22 protein-coding genes and 1 pseudogene are annotated in these 26,051 nt (G+C 65.0%); 13 read left to right on the top strand and 10 right to left on the bottom strand.

Going from position 1 to position 26,051, the window contains the following annotated elements; translation table 11 throughout:
- Positions 1-24: 24 nt before the first annotated feature.
- Positions 25-1,095 (top strand): zinc-binding dehydrogenase, encoded by a 1,071-nt coding sequence (locus A3CW_RS0104740; protein WP_028202536.1) that lies wholly within the window; start codon positions 25-27, stop codon positions 1,093-1,095.
- Between the two features lie 83 nt (positions 1,096-1,178).
- On the opposite strand, the gene A3CW_RS0104735 is transcribed toward A3CW_RS0104740, so the two are convergent.
- Positions 1,179-2,471 (bottom strand): aspartate carbamoyltransferase, encoded by a 1,293-nt coding sequence (locus tag A3CW_RS0104735; RefSeq protein ID WP_028202535.1) that lies wholly within the window; start codon positions 2,469-2,471, stop codon positions 1,179-1,181.
- A gap of 451 nt (positions 2,472-2,922) precedes the next feature.
- Between A3CW_RS0104735 and dapA the strand changes: the two genes are divergently transcribed.
- Positions 2,923-3,777, top strand: coding sequence for a 4-hydroxy-tetrahydrodipicolinate synthase (gene dapA, locus A3CW_RS0104725; RefSeq protein ID WP_028202534.1), 855 nt, complete (start codon positions 2,923-2,925; stop codon positions 3,775-3,777).
- A gap of 192 nt (positions 3,778-3,969) precedes the next feature.
- Here the strand turns inward: dapA and A3CW_RS45260 are convergent.
- From A3CW_RS45260 to A3CW_RS0104705, 4 genes and pseudogenes are all read right to left on the bottom strand, one after another.
- Positions 3,970-4,200 (bottom strand): annotated as a pseudogene (locus tag A3CW_RS45260) (DUF2866 domain-containing protein); the annotation flags it as partial.
- Positions 4,201-4,462: 262 nt separating this feature from the next.
- Positions 4,463-4,663: a DUF3562 domain-containing protein gene (locus A3CW_RS0104715; RefSeq protein WP_028202533.1), complete on the bottom strand. Its 201-nt coding sequence runs from the start codon at positions 4,661-4,663 to the stop codon at positions 4,463-4,465.
- A gap of 257 nt (positions 4,664-4,920) precedes the next feature.
- Positions 4,921-5,982: an alkene reductase gene (locus tag A3CW_RS0104710; protein WP_028202532.1), complete on the bottom strand. Its 1,062-nt coding sequence runs from the start codon at positions 5,980-5,982 to the stop codon at positions 4,921-4,923.
- Positions 5,983-6,082: 100 nt separating this feature from the next.
- Positions 6,083-6,406, bottom strand: a complete 324-nt coding sequence (locus tag A3CW_RS0104705; RefSeq protein WP_028202531.1) for an ArsR/SmtB family transcription factor — start codon at positions 6,404-6,406, stop codon at positions 6,083-6,085.
- A gap of 216 nt (positions 6,407-6,622) precedes the next feature.
- Between A3CW_RS0104705 and A3CW_RS0104700 the strand changes: the two genes are divergently transcribed.
- The 4 genes from A3CW_RS0104700 (at position 6,623) to A3CW_RS0104685 (ending at position 11,927) form a co-directional block, all read left to right on the top strand.
- Positions 6,623-7,540 carry a LysR family transcriptional regulator gene (locus A3CW_RS0104700; RefSeq protein ID WP_028202530.1) on the top strand — a complete coding sequence of 306 codons (918 nt, stop codon included), beginning with the start codon at positions 6,623-6,625 and terminating at the stop codon, positions 7,538-7,540.
- 135 nt (positions 7,541-7,675) lie between these two features.
- Positions 7,676-9,034, top strand: coding sequence for an MFS transporter (locus A3CW_RS45255; RefSeq protein ID WP_051481233.1), 1,359 nt, complete (start codon positions 7,676-7,678; stop codon positions 9,032-9,034).
- A gap of 238 nt (positions 9,035-9,272) precedes the next feature.
- Entirely contained in the window at positions 9,273-10,514 is a 1,242-nt protein-coding gene (locus A3CW_RS45250; RefSeq protein ID WP_154677859.1) for a DUF1254 domain-containing protein, read from the top strand.
- Positions 10,515-10,568: 54 nt separating this feature from the next.
- The gene (locus tag A3CW_RS0104685; RefSeq protein WP_081771524.1) at positions 10,569-11,927 is read left to right on the top strand and encodes a DUF1254 domain-containing protein; all 1,359 of its coding nucleotides are present in this window, start codon (positions 10,569-10,571) and stop codon (positions 11,925-11,927) included.
- Positions 11,928-12,006: 79 nt separating this feature from the next.
- Here A3CW_RS0104685 and A3CW_RS0104680 read toward each other — a convergent pair whose 3' ends face one another.
- Positions 12,007-13,125, bottom strand: a complete 1,119-nt coding sequence (locus A3CW_RS0104680; RefSeq protein ID WP_028202528.1) for a porin — start codon at positions 13,123-13,125, stop codon at positions 12,007-12,009.
- Positions 13,126-13,544: 419 nt separating this feature from the next.
- On the opposite strand from A3CW_RS0104680, the gene A3CW_RS0104675 reads away from it, so the two are divergent.
- Complete coding sequence (locus A3CW_RS0104675) at positions 13,545-14,954, top strand: purine-cytosine permease family protein (protein ID WP_035512359.1); 1,410 nt, start codon at positions 13,545-13,547, stop codon at positions 14,952-14,954.
- 27 nt (positions 14,955-14,981) lie between these two features.
- Here the strand turns inward: A3CW_RS0104675 and A3CW_RS0104670 are convergent, their stop codons facing one another.
- Positions 14,982-15,908 (bottom strand): LysR family transcriptional regulator, encoded by a 927-nt coding sequence (locus A3CW_RS0104670; RefSeq protein ID WP_028202526.1) that lies wholly within the window; start codon positions 15,906-15,908, stop codon positions 14,982-14,984.
- A 171-nt stretch (positions 15,909-16,079) separates the two neighbouring features.
- Here A3CW_RS0104670 and A3CW_RS0104665 point away from each other — a divergent pair, with 171 nt between their 5' ends.
- From A3CW_RS0104665 to argE, 4 genes are read left to right on the top strand one after another with little or no spacing between them, the layout of a single operon-like run.
- Entirely contained in the window at positions 16,080-17,420 is a 1,341-nt protein-coding gene (locus A3CW_RS0104665) for a flavin-containing monooxygenase (protein WP_028202525.1), read from the top strand.
- A complete protein-coding gene (locus A3CW_RS0104660) occupies positions 17,420-17,851 on the top strand; it encodes a RidA family protein (RefSeq protein WP_028202524.1) in 432 nt (143 codons plus the stop codon). Before A3CW_RS0104665 ends, A3CW_RS0104660 begins: the two co-directional genes overlap by 1 nt.
- Before the next feature lie 10 nt (positions 17,852-17,861).
- Positions 17,862-18,539 (top strand): DUF1028 domain-containing protein, encoded by a 678-nt coding sequence (locus tag A3CW_RS0104655; RefSeq protein ID WP_028202523.1) that lies wholly within the window; start codon positions 17,862-17,864, stop codon positions 18,537-18,539.
- Positions 18,532-19,692, top strand: a complete 1,161-nt coding sequence (gene argE / locus A3CW_RS0104650; protein WP_028202522.1) for an acetylornithine deacetylase — start codon at positions 18,532-18,534, stop codon at positions 19,690-19,692. The genes A3CW_RS0104655 and argE overlap by 8 nt, the downstream gene beginning before the upstream one ends.
- Before the next feature lie 99 nt (positions 19,693-19,791).
- Here argE and A3CW_RS45245 read toward each other — a convergent pair whose 3' ends face one another.
- On the bottom strand, positions 19,792-21,072 hold the full coding sequence (locus A3CW_RS45245) for an MFS transporter (protein ID WP_035512358.1): 1,281 nt from the start codon (positions 21,070-21,072) through the stop codon (positions 19,792-19,794).
- A gap of 26 nt (positions 21,073-21,098) precedes the next feature.
- On the bottom strand, positions 21,099-22,553 hold the full coding sequence (locus A3CW_RS45240; protein WP_154677858.1) for a M20 family metallopeptidase: 1,455 nt from the start codon (positions 22,551-22,553) through the stop codon (positions 21,099-21,101).
- Positions 22,554-22,687: 134 nt separating this feature from the next.
- Between A3CW_RS45240 and A3CW_RS45235 the strand changes: the two genes are divergently transcribed.
- On the top strand, positions 22,688-23,587 hold the full coding sequence (locus tag A3CW_RS45235; protein ID WP_035512356.1) for a LysR family transcriptional regulator: 900 nt from the start codon (positions 22,688-22,690) through the stop codon (positions 23,585-23,587).
- Positions 23,588-23,599: 12 nt separating this feature from the next.
- Here A3CW_RS45235 and A3CW_RS0104630 read toward each other — a convergent pair whose 3' ends face one another.
- A complete protein-coding gene (locus A3CW_RS0104630) occupies positions 23,600-24,181 on the bottom strand; it encodes a cytochrome b (RefSeq protein WP_081771523.1) in 582 nt (193 codons plus the stop codon).
- 262 nt (positions 24,182-24,443) lie between these two features.
- Between A3CW_RS0104630 and A3CW_RS45230 the strand changes: the two genes are divergently transcribed.
- On the top strand, positions 24,444-25,922 hold the full coding sequence (locus tag A3CW_RS45230) for a methyl-accepting chemotaxis protein (RefSeq protein ID WP_051481232.1): 1,479 nt from the start codon (positions 24,444-24,446) through the stop codon (positions 25,920-25,922).
- The last annotated feature ends 129 nt before the right edge of the window (positions 25,923-26,051 follow it).

Below are 26,051 nucleotides of genomic sequence, written 5' to 3'. Positions count from 1 at the left end.
ACACCCTTTCTGCTAGGAGAAGCCATGAAAGCCTGGATGCTCGATCAACCCGGCCAGCCGCTCGCACTGCGCGACGTGCCGCAACCCGAACCGCGCCGCGGCGCGTTGCTGGTGGGCGTGGAGGCCGTGCCGCTCCTGAGCTATACGCGCCAGTACGTGCAGGGCAAGCTGCCCTACGGCTACCCGCAGGGGCCGTTTTCGCCGGGGACCAACGGCATCGGCCGGGTGCTCGCGGTCGGCGCAGGCGTGTACGGCTATCGCGTCGGCCAGCGCGTGGCGCTGAGCCCCTACTGGGTTGCCGACGAGGCGCTGCGCGAGCCCGCCCAGGCGCTGCTCGGGCTCACGGCGATCAGCCCGGACAGCGCGCCCATGCTCGGCGATTTTCCGCACGGCACGCTGCGCGAAGCGGTCGAGTTTCCGGCCTCGACGGTGTTCCCGCTCGATGGCCTCGATCACGTGCCCTCGGCGCAGCTCGCGGCGCTCGGCAAGCTCGTGGTGCCGTTCGGCGGCCTGCGGCGCGGCCGGCTCGCGGCAGGCGAAACCGTGGTGGTGAACGGCGCGGCCGGCGCATTCGGCTCGGCGGCCGTGCTCGATGCGCTCGCACTCGGCGCGGGCCGTGTGGTGGCGCTCGGGCGGCGCGCGGCGGCGCTGGCGCCGCTAGCGAAGCTCGGCGGCGGACGCGTGGTCACCGTCGCGCTCAGCGGCGAGATGGCGCGCGACGTGGAGGCGATCCGTGCCGCCGCGAACGGCGGCGCCGATCTCGCCTTCGACATGGTGGGCCACGCCAGCGACCCGGGCGCCACGCTCGCCGCGCTGCGCAGCCTGCGCCGCAACGGCCGCATGGTGCTGATGGGCAGCATGGAGGTGGAGTTGCCGATCAAGTATGGCGAGATGCTCATCAACAACTGGGAGCTGATGGGACACTTCATGTACAGCGGTGCGGACTACCGTGCGCTGATCGCGCTCGTGCAGTCCGGGCAGCTGCCGCTCGAGGCGATCGACGTGCAGCGCCACGCGTTCGATGCGCTGGAGACCGCAATCGACGCGGCGGAAAAGGCGCAAGGGCTGACCTGCGTGACGGTTTGCGCGTCGTAAATCGTTTGAGCACGCCATAAACAAATCGGCCCGCAAGCGCGCTTGACGCTTGCGGGCCGCTGACGTTGCGAGTGCAACGACGCTCAGTCGATACCGTGGAACACGGCGTCGTCCGGGCCGAGGTACGCGGGCGGACGCCACACGGCGTCGCGCATCGAGTGCTGCACGAGATTTTCCACGCCCAGCAGTACCGCGAAAATCGCCATGCGCACCGGAATGCCGTTGTCGGTCTGGCGGAAGATCGCGAGGCGCGGGTCGTGGTTCAGATCGGTCGAGAGATCGTTGGCGCCCGGGCGGCTGTCGCGCGGCAGCGGGTGCATCACGAGCGTTTCGGCGCTGCAGCACTCGTCCATCAGCGCCTGGTTGATCTGGAATTCGGGCGTGTAGCCTTCGAACGACTCGTCGGCGAAGCGCTCCTTCTGGATGCGCGTGGCGTACACCACGTCCGCGCCGCGCAGACCCGCGCGCAGATCATGCGTTTGCTCGACCACGTGGCCGTTGGTTGAGATCTTGTCGACGATGTATGCCGGCATTTCGAGCTGCGGCGGCGAAATGAGCGTGAACTTGATGCCGCGATAGAGCGCGAGCAGCTTCACGAGCGAGTGCACCGTGCGGCCGTACTTGAGGTCGCCCACGAGCGCGATATGCGCGCCGTCGACGATCTTGCCGAGGCGCGAGAACTCGCGCTGGATCGTGTACAGGTCGAGCAGCGCCTGGCTCGGGTGTTCGCCGGGACCGTCGCCGCCATTGATCACGGGGATGTTCACGGCGCGCGCGAATTCGGCCACCGAGCCTTGATCAGGATGCCGAATCACCATCGCATCCACGTAGCCGGCCATCACGCGGCTCGTGTCGTAGATCGATTCGCCCTTGGCCATCGAGGAGAACGTGAAGCCGGTCGTGTCGCACACCGAGCCGCCCAGGCGGCAGAACGCGGCGCCGAAGCTCACGCGCGTACGCGTGCTAGCCTCGAAGAACAGGTTGCCGAGCACCGCGCCTTCGAGTACGCGCGAGATTTTCCGGCGGTGCGCGATGGGCTGCATGATGTCGGCCACGCGGAACAGGGCTTCGACGGACTCGCGCGAAAACTGGTCAACGGAAAGCAGTTGCGGCTTGCCCTCGAACTGCATCTGACTGGCGAGCGAGCGCGAATCTACGCTTTGCGTATAGTCTTCGCGCGGCTCGCCGTTGCCGACGATTTCCGAAACGAAGCGCTCGACGATCTCCGGCATGGCGCGCGATTCCTGCGACTCCTCGGGCAGCAGCCACGTGTCGAGCGCACGACGCGACACGCCGATGCGGCTCGCAAATGCGTCGCGGGTCATGTTCAGACGCCGCATGGCGTCACGGAGGAAGGCTTGTTGCGGAACGCTCATGCTGGCACCCGTGATTGCTGGTTAATGTACGCGGTGCGTATATTAGTTCGGTGGCGCGAGAAGTCAAGTTCTTTTGTCGGAAGAGCACTCGAGAGACCTTGCCGCGCGAGTGAGCGTGTACCGCGCGCGCAGCACGCCGCCTGCTGGCGCGCGCCCGAACACGAGCGATCTCGGTTACACTGCGCGACATGCTACGTAACCCGCTCCGCCACGATCTGCAGAATGTCACCGCCGCCACGCGCGCGGTGCCGTCGCTCGCGCAGGCCGCATCGGTGTGGGTGAAAGCCAAAGCCAAAAAACAGCCGCTCATCTGACCGGAGTCTGCTGTTCCGTCAGATGTGCGACGGAACAGCCAGTCGAAGGCGCCCCGCCTTCCGCCTCACTCCCGGCTTGCTTCCCTCCTGCGCACCGCTGAACGGGCCTTCCATACGGTCGAGTTCAAGGGAAAGTCATGTCTGAGTTTTCGGGTATCTGGATTCCGCTCATCACGCCGTTCAACGCCGGTGCAGTCGATCATGCTGCGCTCGACGCGCTCGTGCGCCACTACGTCGAGGCCGGCGTGGCCGGCTTCGTCGCGCTCGGCACGACCGGCGAGCCCGCCGCGCTGAGCGACGCGGAAGCGGACGACGTGCTCGCCACCGTGCTGGCGTCGGCGGGCGGCCTGCCGGTCGTGGCGGGCGTGAGCGGCAATCATACGGCGGCCGTCTGCGAGCGGATCGCGGCGCTCAACGAACGGCCTATCGCCGGTGTGCTGGCGGCTGCGCCTTACTACATCCGCCCTGCGCAGACGGGCGTGATCGGCCACTTCGCGGCGCTCGCCGATGCGAGCCGCAAGCCCCTGATCGTCTACGACATCCCCGCGCGCACGGGCGTGCACATCGAGTTGCCGAGCCTGCTCGAACTCGCCGCGCACGAGCGCATCGTCGCGGTGAAGGACTGCGGCGGCTCGCTCGACAAGACGCTCGCGCTGATTCTCGACGGCCGTTTGCAGGTGCTCTGCGGCGAGGACATCGACATGTTCGGCGCGATGTGCGCGGGCGCGAGCGGGGCGATTGCGGCGTCGGCGCATTGGCGGCCGGAGCGTTTCGTGGGGATGGCGCGCGCGTTGCAGGAAGGGCGCCTCGCCGATGCGCGCGCGATCTGGCACACGCTCGTGCCGCTCGTGCGCGCGGCGTTCGCCGAGCCGAATCCGGGGCCGGTCAAGGCGGGGCTGGCTGCGTGCGGGCTGATCCGCAATGAGCTACGCGCGCCGATGACGCGTGTGAGCGGTGAACTGGAGGCGTCGCTGGCGCGCCTCGTGGTTTGACGCCACCCGCGCGGGAAGGGGGCGTGGCGGGATGAGATGCCGGGGGCGGAAGCGCGGCGTGTGCCGCCGCGTGTACGCCGCCCGAAAGCGGCGCCTCTAGCGCGCCGCGCGTGCGTTCGCGGCGCTGGACGCGCGGCGGCGGCGCGTGCGAGGCCGTTCGACTGCGGCGGGTTCGCCGTTTAGCAGAATGCGGCGGCCGGGCACGTGCTGCGCAACGAGGCGCGCGATGTCGAGCGCCGTGCTTTCGGCGGGCACGACCTGGCGGCGGGCGCTGTCGTCGAGCGGCGTCGTCCATTCGACGAGCCGGTAGGCGCGGCCCCACGGATGCTGGAGCGGTGTGGAGACCCGGCACGACGCGACCGTCGAAGCGGCCCCGTCGCGCAGCAGGGACTGCAGGTGCACCAGCACATCGTCTTCAACCATGACCTCGCTCCTCCTAGGCTTGCCGCGCAAAAAAACGCCGCCGATGTTCCGGCGGCTCAACAGGGGTTGAGCCTATGGTTGCAGCAAAGAATTAAACCAACCTTAAGAGAGGAATCTGGGCGAAGTGTGCCCGGGTGACCGGGTGGGCCGATGAATGCGGCGGCGCGAGCCCTAAGCGGGCGCGCACCATCCAGAACAATGCGGCGGGGTGGAGCGGCCGGCCTGCGTGTGGCCGGCGCAAAGACAAGCTGACAGACGGCGATTAGTGCGGCTTCGTGCCATTTTGCCGCAGCGTCGCACGCGTCTTGCGCGCGGCGAAAAGCGGCAGATAGTCCTGGATGCGCGCTTGCGCTCGATATTCATTGAGCGTGTCGGCGTAGATGCGCGCGACCGTTTCCTCCGGCGTGTTGGTTTCTTCGGCGATGGTATGGACGATCTCGGAAGCATCGGCGGTCTTCGGCATGACTTGGCTCCGGTCAGCGAGGAGGGTTGGCAGGCGGCTTTGTATTCAAGGATATCCGGGCGCGGGATTCCAATTGAATCCGCCTATCGAGCAAAATCGCCGCACGCGCGTCGAAAGCGTGATCTGTCTGAGCTTTAACGCCCGCTCGCCCGCGAGCCCCGCATTTTCAGGACTTCCAGCGAAAAACGGCCACGGCGAGACAGAATGCCTGCGCCGTGGCCGCCTGATGGCGTGCGGCCATGGGCCGCACGCGGTCCTTATGCTGCGCTTTCGAGCGACGGGTAGTCCGTGTAGCCCGTTTCGCCGCGCGCGTAATACGTCGACGGATTCGGCGCGTTGAGCGGCGCGTTCAGTTCGAAACGGCGCGCCAGATCGGGGTTCGCGATGAAAAGCTGACCCCACGCGACCGCGTCGGCTTCGCCTGCCGCGAGCACGGCCTGTGCCGATTCGAGCGAGAACTTTTCGTTGGCGATGAACGGACCGCCGAATTCGGCCTTCAGCTGCGGCCCGAGACGGTTGTCGCCAAGCGATTCGCGCGCGAACAGGAACGCGATTTTGCGCTTGCCGAGCTCGCGCGCCACATAACCGAACGTCGCCGCCGGATTCGAATCGCCCATCGTGTGGGCGTCGCCGCGCGGTGCGATATGCATGCCCACGCGATTCGCGCCCCACACGTCGATACAGGCGTCGGTAATTTCGAGCAGCAGACGCGCGCGATTTTCGATCGAGCCGCCATAGGCGTCCGTGCGCTGGTTTGTGCTGTCCTGCAGGAACTGGTCGAGCAGATAGCCGTTCGCGCCGTGAATTTCCACGCCGTCGAAACCGGCCGCCTTCGCGTTGACTGCGCCCTGGCGGAATGCAGCGATCACGCCGGCGATCTCTTCCGTTTCGAGCGCGCGCGGCGTGACGAAGCCGCGTTGCGGACGCACGAGGCTCACGTTGCCTTGCGGCGCGATGGCGCTGGGCGCCACCGGCAGGTCGCCGTTCAGGAACACAGGGTCGGACACACGGCCCACGTGCCACAGCTGCAAGAAGATGCGGCCGCCCGCGGCATGCACCGCAGCGGTCACGGTCTTCCAGCCTGCCACCTGTTCTTGCGACCAGATGCCAGGCGTTTCGGCATAGCCGACGCCTTGCGGCGTCACCGAGGTCGCCTCGCTGATGATGAGGCCGGCCGTGGCGCGCTCGGCGTAGTACTTCGCCATGAGTTCGTTGGGCACGCGCACTTCGCCTGCGCGTTGACGCGTGAGCGGGGCCATGATGATGCGGTTCGGCAGCGTGAGGTCGCCGATCTGGATGGGGTCGAAAAGCGTTGCCATGTAGGGTCACCTTGTCTGCGGGCGCGGCCCGCGGGCTGAAAAGCGATACAAGAATCGAAACGGACGATGCAGATTCAGCGGATGTTTCGTCGCTGGGCAATCACAACTGCGCGTTCATATGGGCGATAAACGCCTCGATGACCGGCTCGTTGCGCTTGAAGAACACCCACTGCCCCACGCGTTTGGACGTGACGAGTCCGGCCTTCTGCAACACGGCCAGATGGGCGGACACCGTGGATTGCGAAAGCTCGCAATGCGCGTCGATCTTGCCCGCGCAAACGCCGTTTTCGAGCGGCAGCGCCTGGTCGCCGAAGTGCATCTGCGGCTCGCGCAGACACGCAAGGATCTCGCGGCGCACGGGATTGGAGAGCGCCTTGCAGATCGCGTCGACGTCCAGATCGGGAGTGGTAGAGGGGTTCTTCATTGAGGCTGCATCGTAACTGTCCGAATCATATATCGGAATTCTACGATATGGGCGATGACACTGATTTCAATAGGGTTGTCGGCTTCTAGCTCCGATTCGCGCTGACAGCGTAAGGTCTGTCACCACAAGGCAACGCCGCGCGCAAGCCGGGCCAGGCTATCCTGTGTCGCCGCGCAGCGCTTGCCTGCGCCGACCGATTAGCCAGGCAGGCCCCCCATGAATCTACGCCAACTCGAACATGTGGTCGCCCTCGCGGAAGAGGGTAGTTTCGCCCGCGCAGCCCAGCGCGTGCACCTGAGCCAGCCTGCCCTCAGCCGCAGCATCCAGTCCATCGAGGAAGAACTCGACATGGCGCTCTTCGACCGCACGACCCGCGAAGTGCAGATCACACCCGCGGGCGAAACGGTGGTCCGCAGGGCGAAGAAGGTGTTGTTCGAGGCGCGCTGTCTCGTGCGCGACGTGGACCTGCTGCGTAACCACAGCATAGGTTCGGTGAGCTTCGGGGCTGGCCCGTATCCGGCGGCCATGCTGCTTCCCGCGGTGCTCGACACGCTCGCGCAGCGCCATCCGCAGTTGCGCATCGACGCCCGAACCGACAACTGGAAAAATTCGCTCGAGGCCCTCTACAGTGAGGAACTCGACTTTCTGATCGTGGATATTCGTGGGGCGCCGACCATCAGCGAAGTCAACGTGATCCCGCTGCCCAGACATCGTGCGAGCTGGTATGCGCGCGAAGGCCATCCGCTTGCGCGCTTTGCATCACTGGACACGCACCAGCTGCAGGCGTTTCCGATCATTTCCGTTCCGCTGCCCGACCCGATGCGCGATGGGCTGCGCAAATGGCTGCGGTATGCGCCTGGCGACGAGCTGGACTTCCATCTCGTCTGCAACGATGTGAACGTGCTGCAGGAGTACGCGCGCAAGACGGACGCGCTCTTGCTGCTCACGTCACACGCGCTCTCGAATCCGTCGCGCATGACGGGCCTTGTGCCACTCTCACTGCCCTCGCGTTCGGCGCTCTGGCTCCAGTTCTGCATCATCCATCTGGCGGGGCGCACGCTCTCGCCAGCGGCGGAGCAGGCCATTCGCGCTGTGCAGGACGCGGCAGCAGCGAACCAGCCGTCAAGCAATTGATGCGCTGATCGCATCGATACGATGCAAATTATGCAGTTGTATTATTGATCTCCGCGTCGTTCAATCTCCGAACGCGGCAGCTCTCTGCGACCGGCTCGCACCGGCGTCGAACGAAGCGCCGCGAACGGAGACACAATGACGCCAGAGACACGCAGCAAGCGCCAGCGATGGGTAATCGTCGCCGGCCTGTTTTTCTTCCTCGCCATCAATTTCGCCGATAAGGCCCTGATCGGCCTGGCCGCCGAGCCAATCATGCGCGAGCTTGGGCTCACGCATACCCAGTTCGGGCGCATTGCCGCCAGCTTCTTCACTTTGTTCTCGATTTCCGCCTTGCTCGTCGGGCTGCTCGCGAACCGGGTAAAGGCGCGCTGGCTGCTGCTGGCGATGGCGCTCACGTGGTCGGTCGCGCAGGTGCCGCTGCTTGTGTTCGCAACCCCCGTCACGCTGATTATCTCTCGCGTTGTGCTTGGCGCGAGCGAAGGCCCGGCTTACCCCGTGGCCGTGCACGCGCTCTACAAGTGGTTCCCCGACCACGAGCGCACGGTGCCCTCCGCGGTTCTCACCATCGGCGCGTCGTTCGGCGCGGGCCTGATCGCGCCGGTCATCACTGCCGTGATCGTCCATTTCGGCTGGCATGCGGCGTTCGCCATGCTGGCCGTGGTCGGCGTCGTCTGGAGCGTAATCTGGCTGTGGATCGGCAAAGAGGGTTCGCTCGATGCTCATACGGGGCGCGCCGGGCATGGCGCAATCGATGCCGACTCGTTGCGCGCACATCCTTCTGAGCCAGCGTTGCCGCGACGCATTCCGCTTGCCGCGCTGCTCCTCGCTCGCACCTGTATCGGCAGCGATCTCAGTGGCTTCGCGGCTTATATGATCCTCACGCTGGCGACGATCTGGCTGCCAAGCTATCTCGTGCGTGTGGCCNGCTATTCGCTCACCGAAGTCGGCTGGATCGTCGTGCTGCCCGCGTTCGGGCAGATGGTGGCTGCGCCGCTGCTGAGCTGGTGGTCGCAGCGGCTGATGGCGCGTGGCGTATCGAGCCGTCATGCGCGCGGCACGCTCGGTACGGCAGCCGTGGTCGTGTCCGGTGCGGCGCTGATTGTCGTGCCCTTGCTTCCGGCAGGGTTGCTCCTCGTCGCCGCGGTGACGATTGCGTTTTCGCTCGCTTCGTTCACGTTCGTGACCGGTGTGACGCTGGCCGGCGAGATCGTGCCGCCCGCGCAGCGCGGCGGCGTGCTCGGCATCAACATATGCATCACGACGCTCGCAGGACTCGTCACACCGGCTGTGATGGGGCAGGTGATCGACCACGCCGCGGTCCAGGCCGACGGTTATCGCACGGGCATGATGCTGGCCGGCGTGTTCTCGGTCGTGGCGGGCGTGATCGCGGCCGCCCTGATCGATCCCGCCGCCGATCGCCGCCGCTTCGCCTCCCGTGGGTTCGCGGTGCAGGGCGCCCGCCTGTCCGCTCCGTTCGCTTCCGGCGAGCAATGATCCTGGCAGCTGCTTTCCGCAGACAGGCAGGAATGCTGACGACGTGACGCCGGAAGGCCTCGTTGCCGCCGACGCTGTCATCACATTCGAGCGCGCCGCGTAAATCGACTAGCACCGTTTTCCAGTCTGCCTGAACCATTACAAAGAACATTGCTTTGCTATGTACAACCAATCAATGAGTATCGCGGGAACCCAATCGCAAACGCGACACGAAGACCCCGTCGTCACGCTCGTTCGAATGTTCGCTGGGCCGCTCGCCATCGCGCGTTACCCCGTCGTCGAAGTCGTGCGCACCTGCGCGCTGCACACGTTGCCGCATTCCACGAGCCCGTTGCGACGGCCCTTCAATACGATCCATGCGAGCATGCGCCGCTGGACGCACGAAGACCGTGACATCGTCACACCGGCCAATGACTTTCTCTATCTGAATGCGTGGATCGATCTTTCCAAAGGGCCGGTGGTGCTCGACATTCCGGCTGTGGACGAAGACGGCTATTACGTCATCGAACTGCTCGACGCTTTCACGAACAACTTCACGAACCTCAGTCCGCGCAACGCGGGCACGCGCGGCGGGCGTTTCGTCCTGCATACGCCCGGGCAGCGCCCAACCGGCGATGGCGCGCCGGTAGCGTGCCCCACGAACCTCGTCTGGATGCTGGGCCGAGTGCTCGTTCAAGGCGACGACGATCTTGCCCGCGCGCAGCAAACGGCCCGTGCTTTCCGGCTCGACGGCGTGCAGGGCGAGGGCCCCGTTTGCGTGCGGCACTGGCACGAAAGCGGTGACAGCGCGCTCGACTTCTTCGAAAATGTTTTTCAATCGTTTGCGGACCTGCCGCCGCGCGAAGACGAAGCCGCGATGGTGAACGCGCTGGAACGCGTCGGCATCCGCGCTGCCAGCATGCGCGGCATGCTGGCGTTGCCCGAGCCGGTGCAGCAGGGTCTGCGGCTCGCCTACGCCGACGCGCAGCGTCTCATCGTCGCCTTCACGGAAAGCCGCACGCGGCTAAGCTGGACCCACAGCCTCGGACTTGGCCGCTACGGCCATGGGCATGTGCTGCGCGCCTGCATCGCCATGAAAGGGCTGGGCGCGCTCGCAGCCGACGAGGCCGTCTATGCCACCGCCGATTTCGACGAAGCGGGCGAGCACCTCGACGGCCGCCACCGCTACGAACTCTATTTCCCGCCGGGTGAACTGCCGCCCGTCGACGCGCTCTGGTCGCTCTCGCTCTATGGCGCGGATCGCTACTTCGCCGACAACCCGATTCGCCGCTACGCCATTGGCGATCGCACGCCCGGCCTGCAATACGACGCCGACGGCGGCCTGCGCATCCAGATTCAGCACGAGGCGCCGGACCCGCCGTCGAACTGGCTTCCCGCGCCGCCGGGAGGCTTCTATCTGATCCTGCGTTTCTACCATCCGAAGGCGGTGTTCCTCGAAGGGCATTACGCCATTCCGCCGGTACGCGCCGTCGAGGCATGAATGGCGCCGTGTCCGCGCGCTTTTCAACCCGGTTCATTAGCATAACGATATATCATGTCATCGTCTCTCGATTCAACAGAAACCGCGGCCTTTTCCGCGGATATGGCGCGCTTCGACCTGGCCGTCGAGGCCGTGCAGTTCGCACTGCCGCTTTACGAAATGGCGCGTATGCGTTCGTCTACGTGCCCGCGCGTCGATCGCGCAGGGCGCTATGCCGGCACATCTCCCGAGTCGCTCAATCGTTGGGCCAACGAATGGTTCCACACGCGCATGCTGCTCGGCCCGCACCACCGCCGCGTCGTCACGCCCAATAACGACACGCTTTATTCGAGTGCATGGCTCGACCTGAGCGATGGCCCGCTCGTGATCCGCGTGCCGGCCATGGATGCACGCTACTACGTGCTCGGGCTGCTCGATCTCTACACGAACCCGTTCGGTTATATCGGCACACGCACCACCGGCAACGAAGCCGGCGCGTTCTTCCTGCACGGTCCGGAATGGAGCGGAGAAGTGCCCACGGGCATGCGCGCCATCGCCTGTCCCACCCAGTCCGTGTGGTTGATCGGCCGCATTCTCGTGGACGGCGAAGCCGATCTCGCGGCGGGCGTGCATCTGCAGGATCAACTCGAGCTTGCGCCGGCGCCTGGCAGCGCGGCGCAGGTGCCAAAGCTAATCGACGCCGGCATTCAGCCCACCGAAAAGCTCGGCAATGCCCAGCGGTTTGCACAGGTCGTCAATGGCCTGCTGGCCGATGATCCGCCGCCGCGTGAGGCGCAACCGCACGTCGCGCGATTCGCGGGGCGCGGCATCGGCGGGCAATGGAAAGACCACGCGCTCGATGCCCACCAGCGCGATCTGCTCGAACGCGCGCTCAAGCATGTCATGGAAGACCTGGCGGGCGAACCGCCGCTCGCGCTGGGTGGCGGATGGGCGTTGCCGGTCGATGTGCACGCAACCTTCGGCGAAGATTACCGCGAGCGTGCCCAGGTGGCGCTCTGTTATATCGGCGCGCTCGGCGTGGACGAAGCGATGTACATCACCGCCGACGCCGATGCACAAGGCGCCGCGCTCGAAGGCAATGCTTCCTATGTCCTGCACTTCGCACCGGGCAACCTGCCCGCTGTCGATGCGTTCTGGTCGCTGACCGCCTATGAGAAAGCGACGTTTATGCTGGCCGAAAACGCCATCGGGCGCTATTCGCTCGGCGACCGTACGCACGGCCTGGAATACGACGTGGATGGCGGCCTGCGCATCGCTATTTCAGCGCGCATGCCTGCCGATCCGACTTTGCAGCGAAACTGGTTGCCCGCGCCGGCCGAGCGCTTCTACCTGGCATTGCGCTTGTACGTGCCGCGCGAAACGCATCTCGCGCGCACGTTCGCCTACCCGCACATCCAGCGCCTGGCCGACTGAGAAAAAACACGGGAAGCGGGGCCCGCGAGGGCCGCACTTCCCGCGTCGTATATTGGCTCAGATGGCGCGCGCTCGAGAGTCAGAAGCGATGCGTCATGCCGAGTGCTGCCGAGTACTGCTTGGTGCCCGGTTCGGTCACGCTCACGCCAGACCAGCTCGTGGTCGCGGTGCCGTTGTTCTTGAAGTAACCCGCGCGCACGTAAAAGCTCGTGCGCTTGGAGATCCAGTGATCGGCGCCGATCTGGAAGCCTGGCGTGTTGTCGTGCGCGCCGCGCACATTGCGATAGAGCGCGGCGAGCTGGATTTCGTCGACGGCCGTGGCCTGGATCGTCGCGCCCACCTCAGCGATGCTCAGCGAATGCGCGGTGCCGATCACGGCAGCGAGCGTGCGCGGCGCGGGATCATTCGCGCGCTGATACGAATAGTTTGCCTGAAGATTGACGGGTCCGATACGGTAAGCCAGTGCGGCAATGAAATGCTCCGTGCCGAGCAGCACGAGCGGCCCTGGCAACCGCGCAATCGTCTCCGTGCCGGGATGCTGGTACATGTATGCCAGCCCGACGTAGAGGCCTGCGCCCGTGTAGTTGACGCCGAGGTTCAGCGCGTTGCCCGTGGTTGCCGGAACGGGCTGCGTGACCGTGGCGGAGAGGGCGTACATCGCATAGCCCTGCACGCCGTAGAGCCGGGGCGTTTGATACAGGACCGAGTTGCTCAGGCGGCCGCCGTCGTACTGCGTCGAGAGCGTGTTGCGGTCTGCCGTGAGCACAAAGGCGGCGAACGGTGAGAGCACCTCATCGAGCTTGAACGGATCGGTCGGATAGACCACGCGGAAACTTGCGTTGTACTGCCGCCCGAACGTGAGCGTGCCGTAGCGCTCGTCCTTGAGACCCACCCACGACTGGCGATAGAAGAGCGCGCTGGTGTCGGCGAAAAGCCCGCCATTGTTGAGGTTGAAGCCCGATTCGACGGTGAACTGCGCCGTGAGCCCGCCGCCCAGGTCCTCCACGCCCTTGAGGCCGAAGAGCGACCCTGTGGAGCCGCCGCTCTTCATGGCAAACGTATGGGTGCCCCCGTTGCCGAGATACTGCAGAAAGGTATCGGCGGCGCCGTACAACGTGATGCTCGAATCGGTCGCCGCCGCGCTGCCGGCGGCAAGCGCCAGCGCGATGCCACACACTCCATGCATGCGAGAGCGCATGTATGTCTCCTCTAATTATGTGAATGTCATCAAATAAAGAATGACCGTGCTAATTAGAGGGGCGCCATAACAGGATGTCTATTGCATTGTTTTCATCGCGTTATTGCACGAAGCGCATGAATCTCTGGACCGCAATCGACGGCCTTGTTACGCGGTCACCTACCGTCGATGCCAGGAACCCGACGTCCCGGGGCGTGCGTTGACACCGGCACACATCTCCCTTTCCCTCCCCGCTTTTGCATAGTTTTGCGCTATGCAAAACATCGGGAAACAATGCTTGGCAGTCGAAATTTGGCGTCAGTTAATTCGCTCAATGTTTCGAGTGGGGCGGTTGATTCGCCCTGGCCCTACACCTGCTTTACACCTTCGCCACGCGTGTTGTTTTCAAAAAACACGCCGGCGAGAAAATGGAGACTGTTATGGCAGACAACCGCAACGCGGTTCCCCTGGTCGAGAAGCACACGATCGGTTACGTGCCCGAGAACGAGCGCCACGGCAAAGTCCGCGATCTCTTCACGCTTTGGTTCGGCGGCAACATTGCGCCGCTGCCGATTGTGACCGGCGCGCTCGGCGTGCAGATCTATCACCTCAATCTCATGTGGGGCATTGTCGCGATCATCGTCGGTCAGGCGCTGGGCGGCATTCTCATGGCGCTGCATTCCGCGCAAGGCCCGCAAATGGGCATTCCGCAAATGATCCAGAGCCGCGCGCAGTTTGGCTCGTGGGGTGCGCTGCTCGTGACGGTCATCGCCGGCATCATGTACGTCGGTTTCTTCGCGTCGAATATCGTGCTCGCAGGCAAGTCGCTGCACGGCATCGAATCGTCGATTCCGGTGCCCGTCGGCATCGTGATCGGCGCGTTGGGTTCGGGGCTGATCGGCATCATCGGATATCGCTTCATACACTTGCTGAACCGCATTGGCACATGGGTGCTCGGGATTGGGATCGCTGTGGGCTTCGGTTATATCGTCACGCACGTGCAATCGACGGACTTCCTCACGCGCGGTGGCTTCAACGTCGCCGGCTGGCTCGCGACGGTGTCGCTCTCCGCGCTGTGGCAGATCGCGTTCGCGCCCTACGTCTCGGACTATTCGCGCTACCTTCCGAAGAATGTGGGCGTCGCGTCGACCTTCTGGACGACGTACCTGGGTTGCGTGCTCGGTTCGACGCTTGCGTTCGTGTTCGGCGCGGTTGCCGTACTCGCGGTTCCGGCTGGCGCCGACACGATGGACGCCGTCAAGGCATCGACCGGTGCTATCGGCCCGTTCATGCTCGTGCTGTTTTTGCTGAGCGTGATTAGCCACAACGCGTTGAATCTGTACGGAGCCGTGCTTTCGGTCATCACGTCGCTACAGACATTCGCGTATCGCTGGATTCCGACCGCGAAGTCGCGCGCCGTGCTCTCGATCATTATCCTGACCGCGTGCTGCTTTGCGGCGGTCGGTGCGTCGAAGGACTTCGTCGGGCATTTCGTCGATCTCGTGCTCGCGCTGCTCGTGGTGCTCGTGCCGTGGACGGCGATCAATCTGATCGACTTCTATGTGATTCACAAAGGCCAATACGATGTCCAGTCGATCTTCCGTGTGGATGGCGGCATTTACGGCCGTTTCAATCCGCAAGCGTTGATCGCCTATGCAGTCGGGATTCTGGTGCAGATTCCGTTCATGAACACGCCGATGTATGTGGGTTCCTTCTCGGCGCATCTGGACGGCGCCGATCTGTCCTGGCTCGTGGGCATCGTCGTCACGACGCCGCTTTACTTGTGGCTCGCCACGCGCGACACGGCGTACCGCCGCCGGCTCAATCAGCCGTCCGCGCAGGTGCAGTGAATTGCCCGGATCGTCGCCGTCGCCTCGTTAATGCTTGAAGCGCAACCGCCGGATGTAGCTTTCGCAGAACGCGGCGAAGCGCTTCACGACTTCGCGTTGCCGCACGGTGCTCGACGTCGCGATGCCGAGCGTCGTCGCGGGAACCGCCTCCTTGAAGCGCTTGACGACAAACTCCTCGCCATCCACGGTGCGGCACGACTGAAGCGGAAAGTTGAGAATGCTGTAGCCGAGGCCGTTCGCCACCATGCCGCGCACGACCTCGGGCTGCGCTGAGCGGAACGCGGCGACAGGCCGGCTGCCTGCCGCGTCGAAAAGCGTCGAGAAATATTCGCGGCTGTGCGGAAGGTCGAGCATCACGTAAGGCTCCGGCAGAAGATCCTTTAGCGAGACCTTCGCTGCGCGTGCGAGCCGGTGATTTTTCGGGAGGATCACGTAAGGCGGCAGCGAGACGACGGGTAGGAAGGCGATGCCTTCCGCGATGTCGAGGCTATAGGTAAGCGCAATATCCAGCGAGCCGTCGCCGAGCCCGCTCAGCAGGCCGTCCTGATGCGCTTCCCTGGTGATGAACGTGATCGCCGAATGTTCGCGCAGGAACGCGCTGATGAGCGACGGCATGAGCGGCGGCGCAAGCGAAGCGAGGCAGCCGAGCGAGACGGTGCCGGATACGCCGCCATCCAGCTCTTGCGCCGTGAGTTGCAGTTCTTCGGCGCTTTTCAGGAGGCTGCGCGCGTGCACGAGCAGATCGCGGCCCGGTTGCGTGAGTGAAAGTCCGCTTGCGTGATGACGGATGAACAATTGCACACCGAACGATGCCTCCAGCTCGGCCAGCGCGGTCGAGATCGAAGGCTGCGAAATGTGCAGCCGCTTCGCCGCAGCGGTGAACGAAAGGGTTTCTGCCGTCGCGATGAAATAGCGCAGCTGGCGCAATGAATAGCGAATCGATACTCCGTCCATCTCAAGGAATCTCTCTCGAAGGAGCAACCTGGGCGGCCGATAGTCGGCGCCTGGTTGCATAGGTAAATCCGATGCAAGGGATTTTATTTTAATAGTTTTTCCTATCCTGCGTCGCGCGTACAGTTTGTTTCGACGAGCAGGACGTTATTCGTAATTTGAAGGAGAACAGCCATGAAGGCTGAAAAAGTATCCATCGACACACTGGTTATCGGCGCCGGTCAGGCGGGCGTGGCAATGAGCGAGCATCTCAGCAAGTCGGGCGTGCCGCATCTCGTGCTCGAACGCGATCGCGTCGCCGAGCGCTGGCGCACGGGCCGCTGGGATTCGCTGGTCGCCAACGGTCCTGCCTGGCACGACCGCTTTCCCGGCATGGAATTCGAAGGACTGGATCCCGATGCGTTCGCGGGCAAGGAACAGGTCGCCGACTATTTCGTCGCGTATGCAAAGAAGTTCAACGCGCCTATCCGCACGGGCGTGGAAGTGACGCATGTCGAACGCCTTCGAGGGCGCCCGGGTTTCACCGTTCAGACGAGCAACGGCACGTTCGAGGCGAATCGCGTTGTCGTGGCGACGGGGCCGTTTCAGCGTCCAGTGATTCCTGGCATCGCGCCAAAGGACCCGCGTCTCACCCAGATGCACTCGGCCGACTATCGCAATCCGGCCCAATTGCCAGACGGCGCGGTGCTGGTCGTCGGCGCGGGTTCGTCGGGCACGCAGATCGCCGACGAGCTGCGCCGTGCGGGCCGCACGGTGTATCTATCGGTCGGACCGCACGATCGGCCGCCGCGCGCTTACCGCAACCGCGACTTCTGCTGGTGGCTCGGCGTGCTCGGCGAATGGGACAAGGAGGTGGCGGGCCCCGGACGCGAGCACGTGACGATCGCCGTGAGCGGCGCGTATGGCGGCCAGACCATCGATTTTCGCCGGCTTGCGCATGAAGGCATGACGCTTGTCGGCGTCACGAAATCGTTCGACAACGGTATCGTCGCGTTCGAGCAAGATCTGGCGGTCAATCTCAAGCGCGGCGACGACAACCTGATGTCGCTGCTCGACGCCGCCGATGCCTGGGTCGAGCGCAACGGCATCGACCTGCCGAAAGATCCCGAAGCACGCTTCATTCCGGCCAATCCCGAGTGCGTGACGCATCCGCTGCGTGAACTGGATCTCGCGCAGGCCGGCGTGACGACGATCATCTGGGCGACCGGATTTGCCGTCGATTACAGCTGGCTGCGCGTCGACGCCTTCGACGAGCAAGGCAAGCCGAAGCATCAGCGCGGCGTCTCGAAGGAACCGGGCGTTTATTTCCTCGGTCTGCCGTGGCTGTCGCGGCGAGGGTCGTCGTTCATCTGGGGCGTGTGGCACGACGCGAAGCACATCGCCGATCACATCGGCACGCAGCGCAAGTACCTCGACTATCGCGACGCGGCCCAACGCGAACGCCCGGCAGCAGCCACGAATACGGCGCGCGACGAATCGCACGCAAGCACCCTCAACGAAATCGGAGTGAATTGATGCCTACCCATACCCGCATCCGCATGTTTAACACGAAGGATACCTATCCGAACCAGACGCTCGACAACGACCTGTGTCAGGCCGTCCGCGCCGGCAACACGGTCTACGTGCGCGGTCAGGTCGGCACCGACTTCGACGGCAAGCTGATCGGTCTCGGCGATCCGCGCGCGCAAGCGGAACAGGCGATGAAGAACGTCAAACAGTTGCTCGAAGAAGCGGGCAGCGACCTGTCGCACATCGTCAAGACGACGACGTACCTCATCGATCCACGTTATCGCGAGCCGGTCTATCAGGAAGTCGGCAAGTGGCTCAAAGGCGTGTATCCGATCTCGACCGGGTTGTGCGTGAGCGCGCTCGGCCAACCGCAATGGCTGATGGAAATCGACGTCATCGCGGTGATTCCCGAGAACTGGACGCCTCGCGAGGCATAAGGAGCGGCGCATGACATTCTCAATCGTCGGACGTTGCCGGGAGACCGGACAACTGGGTATTGCCATCAGTTCGTCGAGTATTGCGGTGGGCGCGCGTTGCCCCTGGGTGCGGGCAGGCGTCGGCGCGGTTGCGACGCAGAATGTCACGCTGCCCGCGCTGGGCCCGCGAATCCTCGATCTCATGCAACGGCAGGCGCTTGCGCCGCATGTCGCGTTGAAAGAGGCCCGCGATACCGACGCGTTCGATGCGTATCGGCAGGTCACGGTGATCGACGCTCAGGGCCGCACCGCGTTCTTCACAGGCGACAACGCGCTCGGGTTGCATCATGCGGTGGCCGGCGATCAATGCGTCGCGGCCGGCAACATGCTCGCCGCGACGAACGTCGTCGATGCGATGGTGCACGCGTTCGAGCGGGCGCAAGGATTGCTGGCCGAGCGTTTGCTGGCCGCGATGCACGCCGCGGTCGGGGCAGGCGGGGAAGCGGGCCCGGTCCATTCGGCCGCGCTGAGGGTCGTCGACCGGCAGGTCTGGCCGATCGTGGATTTGCGAGTCGATTGGGCCGACGCCGAACCCATCGGACAACTCGCGCAGCTATGGCGAGCGTATCTTCCGCAGATGCAGGATTACGTCACGCGCGCGCTGGATCCGACCGCGGCGCCAAGCTATGGAGTGCCAGGCGATGAGTGAGCGTTCCAGCCGCGCGCTGCTCGAACGGCTGATCGGCTTTGAGACCATCAGCCGTGAGTCGAATCTCGAACTCATTGCATTCGTGCAGCGTTATCTCGCCGATCTTGGTGTCGAAAGTGAGCTGTTTCACAACGCCGAGCGCACGAAAGCCAGTCTCTTTGCGACTATCGGACCGCGCGATAAGGGCGGCGTTGTGTTGTCGGGACATACGGACGTCGTGCCTGTCGCGGGGCAGGCGTGGACTGTCGACCCGTTTCGGCTCACGGAAGAAAATGGACGGCTCTACGGGCGCGGCACGGCGGACATGAAGGGTTTTCTCGCGTGCGTGCTCGCGGCGGCGCCCAGGTTCGTCGAGCGCAAGCTGGACGTGCCGCTCCATATTGCGTTTTCATACGACGAAGAAGTGGGCTGCCTCGGTGTGCGCCCGATGCTCGCAGAACTACAAAAGCGCGCACACAAGCCGCGTCTGTGCATTATCGGCGAGCCGACGGAAATGAGGCCCGTGCTCGGCCACAAGGGCAAGCTCGCCATGCGCTGCCGGGTGAAGGGCGCGGCGTGTCACTCGGCGTACGCGCCGTATGGCGTGAACGCCATTCAATACGCGGCGCGGCTCATTAGCAGGCTGGAAAGCATCGGCGAGGAACTCGTCCAGCCCGAACATCACGACGAACGCTTCGATCCGCCGTACTCGACGGTGCAAACGGGCGTCATCTCGGGCGGGCGTGCGTTGAACATCGTGCCCGCGGAGTGTGAGTTCGACTTCGAAGTGCGCTCGATACCGGGCTTCGAGGCGCAATCGGTGGCAGACCGGATCGAGTCGTATGCGCAGGCGGAACTGCTGCCGAAAATGCGCAAGGTGCAAGCCGATACTGCCATCGAATTCGAGCCCTTGAACGCTTATCCAGGGCTTGCGACGCCGCCTGATAGCGAAGCGGCGCAGCTCCTCGCCGTCATCAGCGAGCTGAGCGACTTCGGTACGGTTGCGTTCGGCACCGAGGGCGGATTGTTCACGCGCGCGGGAATTCCCACGGTCGTGTGCGGGCCCGGCAGCATGGAGCAAGGTCACAAGCCAGACGAGTTCGTGAGCGTCGATCAACTCGGCCGCTGCGATGCGATGCTGACGCGGCTTGCCGCGCAGCTCGAAGCCGCGTAGCGCGTTCCGCGGCTTGGGGCCGACGCATTCGGTTCGGCCCGAGCCCGTTGCCATCGTCCGGGTTGCCGCTCCCTTGGCGACACACTGCCTGCGTTCAGGCTACGCCGTCGCCCGCTGAGCAACCGTGGCCGCGACGCGCGCGCGGCTCACATACGCCAGCGCGGACAAACTGATCATGGCGGTCGCAATCAGCCAGTAGCTCGGCGCGCTCTTCTCGCCGGTGGCGCTCAGCATCCACGTGACGATGGCCGGGGTGAAGCCGCCGAACACGGTCACGCCGATGTTGTAGCCGATCGACATACCGGTGGCGCGCGTCGCGGCCGGGAAGATCTCGGCCATGAGCGCGGGCAGGGCGCCGAAATAGATCGACTTCAGGAGCGCGAGCCACGCAATCAGCACGAAGAGCGGCAGCGCACTCGCATGGCTGGTCGCCCAGGCGAAGCCGGGGTAGGCGCTCGCGAGAAAGAGCAGCGCCACACAGGTCATCTGCGTGCGCCGCCCGATGCGGTCGGACAGATGCCCCGCGAACGGCGTGACGACGGTGAGGATCACGCCGCCCGCCATCGTCGCCGCGAAGCCGGTTGCCGCCGGCAGATGCAGCTGGCGGATCGCGAACGTAGGAATGTATTGCAGCAGATAGTTGACCGCCGTCGAGACGGTCATCAGGCCGATCGCCGTGAGCACGAGCCGCTTTTGCTGGCCCAGCACTTCGCGCACGGGCGTTTCGGTGCGCGCGGTGCGCTTGAAGTCCTCGGCGTCTTCAATGAAGCGGCGCAGATAGAGGCCCACCGGACCAATCAGTAATCCGAAGAAAAACGGCAGGCGCCAGCCCCAGGCCGCGAGGTCGGCGGGCGCCATGAGGCGGGCGAGACCGTAGCCGAACGAGGCCGCGAGCAGCGTGGCGAGGCCTTGCGTGGCGAACTGCCAGCTCGCGAGGAAGCCGCGCCGGTGCGGTGCATGCTCGATCAGCATGGCCGTGGACGCACCGAACTCGCCGCCCGCCGAAAAGCCCTGGATGAGCCGTGCGGCGAACACCGCGAGCGGCGCGGCGAGACCTATCGTCGCGTAGTCGGGAATCAGCGCGATGATCGCCGTGCCGACCATCATGAGGCTGACCGAGATCATGAGTGCGGCCTTGCGTCCGCTGCGGTCGGCATAGGCGCCGAGCACCGCGCCGCCGAGCGGCCGCACGAGATACGACGCGCCAAAGGTGCCGAACGTGAGCAGCATCGAAACGGTTTCGTTGACCGCCGGAAAGAAATGCTTGCCGATGTACACCGCGAAGAACCCGTAAATGGCGATGTCGAACCATTCGAGCGCGTTGCCGGCGGAGGTGGCGATGACGAGCCTGACAAGGCTCACGGGTTGTTTTGCGGACATGGCGGCAGGCACCTTTATCTGGGTCGTCAGGCGAGGGCGTCGGTGGGTTGCGTCGCGTGCGCTTGCGCTTTCGCAGAGGCGCGTGTCGCGGCGAGACGCGCGGCATCGTCGCCGAGGTCCCACCAGAGTCCGGCCATCACGGCGAGCGCTTCGCGCGCGACGGAGCCGAGCAGGTGTTCGTTCGGCGCGTGCTGCGCGCAGGCCGGATACGAGTGCGGGACCCAGAGCGTCGGCATCCCGAGCGTGTACGCGAATACATCGTTCGGCACCGTGCCGCCGAGGTTCGGCAACAGCGCGGGCTTCTTTCCAGTCGACGCGCGCAGCGAATCGAGCGCCCAGTGCACCCAGGCGTCGTCGGGGTCGAGCCGCGTCGCGGCGGACGTCTGCGTGACCCGCACCTGCACGTCGTCAAAGCCAAGCCGCGCGAAGTGCGCTTCGAGATGCTCGCCCACGCGCGCGGCATCGGTGCCCACCACGAAGCGAAGCTGGCAAGTGGCCTTGGCCGTGGGCGGGATCGCGTTGACCGGCGCATCGGGGTTGCCGGTCTTGAACGCGAGCACTTCGAGCGTGTTCCAGGCGATCACGCGCTCGGTGGGCGTGAGGCCGGGCTCGCCCCAGTCGGGATCGATCGCGGGTGCGTCTTCGTCGCCGCCGAGCACGATGTCGGCAAGCGCCTCGCGCACGCTCGCAGGCACGGGCGGCGGACGCAGACCGTCCACGGCGATGGCGCCGCGCCGGTCGACGAGGGTCGCGATCGCGTGCGACAGCACGACGGCTGGATTGCGCAGCGCGCCGCCCCAGTTGCCCGAGTGATGCGCGCCACGGCGCAGATCGACGAGTAGTTCGAACGTCACGCCGCCGCGCGAGCCGAGGAAGAGCGTGGGGCGTTCGGCCAGCACGCGGGGGCCGTCGGAGGCGATGAACACGTCCGCCGCGAGCGCGTCGCGATGGGCGGCGCACACGGCGTCGAGGCCCGGCGAGCCGATTTCCTCGCCGGTTTCGAAGATCAGCTTCACGTTGTAGCCGAGCTTGCCGCCGCGTGCGTCCAGCACCGCGGCGAGCGCGGCGAAATTCACGGAGTGCTGGCCCTTGTTGTCGGCGGTGCCGCGGCCATACCAGCGGTCGCCTTCCACGGTGACGGTCCAGGGCGCGAGACCTTCGCGCCACTGCTCGTCGTAGCCGCGCACGACGTCGCCGTGGCCGTAGGTCAGCACGCCCGGAAGCGCAGGGTCTTCGATGCGCTCGGCGATCAGAAACGGCGCGCGCGCGCCCGCGGGATTCTCGACCACGCGGCACGTGAAGCCGAGCGGCATGAGGGAGGGCATCACCTCGTCGGCGAGATAGGCGACGAGCGCGCGGGCCTGCTCCGGATTCTGGCTTTCGGTGCGAAAGCCCACGCGGCGCTGAAGGTCGGTGAAGAGCGCGCCGGAATCGTAGACGTGCACGGCGCGGTCGATGGCGGTTTGTCGGGTCTCGTTCAAAAGGGCTCCTCTTATGCCTGGGTGCGGGGAATGAAAGCAGTCTAGGAACGTCAAAAATTCGCAACAATTTCAAAATTTGCGGATAGCATTGCCGAAATGGCAACGCAATGAACGCACACTGAACGGATGAGCCGATGCTCCATGGAATCGCCTTGCGCTACTTCGTCGAGGTCGCGCGCACCGGGTCGCTGGCCGCGGCCTCGGAGAACCTGCACGTCGCCGTTTCGGCGATCAGCCGGCAGATCAGCAAGCTGGAGGAAGACGTGGGCACGGCGCTCTTCGAGCGCATGCCGCGTGGGATGGTGCTGACCGAATCGGGCGAGCGGCTGGCCGAGCACGCGCGGCGCGCGCTGCTGGAGGGCGATGCGGTGCTCGCCGAGATCGCCAAGGCCAAGGCGCTCGGGCACGGCATCGTCCGAATCGGCTGCACGGAGGGCTTTACGCGCTCGTTCCTGCCCCACGTGCTCGCGCAGCATCACGCCGCCGCGCCGCACGTGCATTTCAATCTGCGCTCGGGCACGCCTTCGCAGGTCGAGCAGTGGGTGGCCACGGGCGAGGCGGACCTGGGGCTGGCGTTTTCGAGCGGCGACCCCGCGAAGGTCTACGTGCAGTACAGCGCACAGGCGCCGGTCTGCGCGCTGCTCGATCCGGAGCATCCGCTGGCGCAGCGCGCCTCGCTCACGCTCGCGGACCTGCGCGACTATCCCGTCGCGCTGCTCGAGCGCGGCAACACCGCGCGCCAGCTATTCGACGAATGCTGTGCTCGGCACGGCATCAAGCTCGAGCCCATCCTCACGAGCAACAATTCGAGCGCCTTGCATGCGTTCGCGGCGCTGGCGGGCGCGATTACGCTCGGCAGCCGGCTCTCGCTTGCGGGCCTCGCGGACGATCTTTCGCTGGTGGCGAAGCGCTTCGACGAACCCACGCTCAACCAGCGCAACCTGTGTGTGATGACGATGCGCGACCGGCGACTTTCGCGCCCCATCGAGGGGGTGCTGAGGGCCCTGATCGTGGCGATCGAACGCGTGTTGTGATGACCCGGCGCGTCAGCGGTTGCTCGCGCGCCCCGTCATGCGTCCCAGGATGTCCACGCGCTGCACCAGTTGGTGGTAGATCACCGCGAGCACGTGCCCGGCGATCAGTACGTACGTCAGGTACGCCAGCCAGTAGTGGACCTTCGAGCCGAGATGGCCGAGCGCCTTGTCTGCCGGCACGACGGCGGGAACCTGAAACAGCCAGAACCAGTTCACCGGATGGCCTCCGCCATACGAGTTGATATATCCACTGATCGGCATGGCAATGAGAATCAGATACAGCAAGCCATGACCGATATGCGCGAGCTTCTGCTCGAACGCCGGAATGCGTTGCGGCAGCGGCGGCGCGGAGCCGGAAAGCCGTGTCACCACGCGGATCAGCGTGAGCAGCAGGACGGTCAGGCCAATCGACTTGTGGAAATTCACCCAGCTGCCGCGCGACGGGTCATGACGGTCCATCGTCGTCATGTACCACGCCACCGGGATCACCACGAACATGCATAGCGCGGTCAGCCAATGCAGCACGCGCAGCGTCAAGCCGTAGGTGGGACGTGCGAACGACAACGCAGAAACGGAGTGCGGGGTTCGAGACATGGTAAAGGCCTTTTCGCGGTCGAATTGGCCAAGCCTGCCACAAAAACGGCTCTGCGGAACATCCTCGACCGATGCAGTTTTGTTAGGTCCCGTTACAACGGCTGTCGCCAAAATGACATTGGATGATAAGTCAACCAGAATTCTTCGATGGATTTCCCTTATCTAGTTGCCAGTTGACCTGCCGATAACTGCGGAATGTGATTCGGCCTGTCTGTCTTACCTTGGTCATCAGTTGCATTGTCAATCAGGAGTCGGGAATTCCATGTCCAGCAATTTCGCAGAAGCCCCGTTTGGCGAGGCGTACGCCCCAGCCAATGCCGCTCGCCGGGGAGCGGCCGTCGAAAGCCCGCTCATGAACGCGCGCAAACGAGCCGACCGGGCTTGCGCGCTGGTCAACTGGATTCTTCTGGCCGGCGCCTTGGGGATCGGCTGGAACTTCGACGCGCTCACGCCGGTGCTCGTCGTCGGATTGCCGCTCGCGCTCGTGTCCACCCTGCTCGCACTTGCCCTGCCGGGGCACAAGATCACCAGGATGGGGTCCGCGCTCACCTTCATGGGCGGCGCGGCCCTTTTGATCGACGTGGGGGGCGGGCAGGACGAGTTTCACTTCGTGGTGTTCATCCTGCTCTCGCTGCTGCTTGCCTATCGCGACGTGCAGGTCGTGCTGCTCGCTACCGGCTTCATCTCCGTCCAGCAACTCGCGTTCAACTATTTTCAGGCGTGGGGCTGGCCTGTCAGGGTCTTTGCGCAGACGGGCTTCGATGTCGTGGCGCAGCACTGGGCGTTTCTCTGGCTGCAAACCTTGTTCATCGCGGCGATTTCGGCGCGCCAGGAGCGCGACGCGAACATTGCGGGCGAACTCGCGGCCATGTCGGAGGGGATCGGCCAGGCTTCGGGCTACATCACGCTGAGCGAGCAGGCGCGGCCCGCAAGCGACGTGGCCGGCGCATTCCACGCCACGCTCGCGGCCGTGCGTAAGACGCTGCTGCAGGTGCGCGACAGCGTGAGCGAAGTTTCGGAGTCCGTAGCAGGAACCAGCGCGCGTAACGCCGTCCTTTCGGAGCGGACCGGGCAGCAGCGCCGTTCGCTCGAAGGCATGGTCGCGGCAATGGAGCAGCTCAAGCAAAGCGTGCACGAGAGCGTCGATCACGCCATGACGGCCAGCGCGCTGGCGGGCTCGGCGAGCGAGGTCGCGACGCAGGGGCGCGGGGCGATCAAGGCGGTGATCGAGACGATGGGCGACATTTATCGCTCGTGCGAACGCATTACCGACATCATCGGCGTGATCGACGGCATCGCGTTCCAGACCAACATTCTCGCGCTCAACGCTTCGGTCGAGGCAGCGCGTGCGGGCGATCAGGGGCGGGGGTTCGGGGTGGTGGCGGAGGAGGTCCGCACGCTGGCCCAGCGCAGCGCCTCGGCGGCGAAAGAGATCCGGGTGCTGATCGGCGAGTCGGTCGAGCGCGCCCGCACGGGCAATGGTCTCGTCGAAAGCGCGGGCAACACGGTCGGCGAGGTGCTCGAAAGCGTCACGCGCCTGTCGGCCATCGTTCACGAGATGGCGACGGCCACTGGCGCGCAGCGCGCGGGCATCGACCAGATGGGCGAGAACATCGCCGGTATCGACGTGGCGATACGCGAAAACGCGGCGCATGTCGCCGATACGGTCGAGCAGGTCAGGCAGCAGCATCGCCAGACCGAGCTGCTCGCCAGCGCGGTCAAGGTGTTCAGGCTGGATTGAATGTCCTCGCGCGCGATTTCAGGGAGCGACCCTTCGGTGTGAGCGACAGTCCGTTCTGCCAGACCATTTTGTTACACCTCTTACGGGGCTTGGCCTGTGGCGTTACAAAGCCCTTTCACGTTGGCCGCT

This window comes from Paraburkholderia nodosa DSM 21604 (assembly GCF_000519185.1).
Taxonomy (GTDB): Bacteria; Pseudomonadota; Gammaproteobacteria; order Burkholderiales; family Burkholderiaceae; genus Paraburkholderia; species Paraburkholderia nodosa.
The sequence above is the reverse complement of the archived record's forward strand: the minus strand, read 5'-3'. Positions and strand labels throughout refer to the sequence as shown.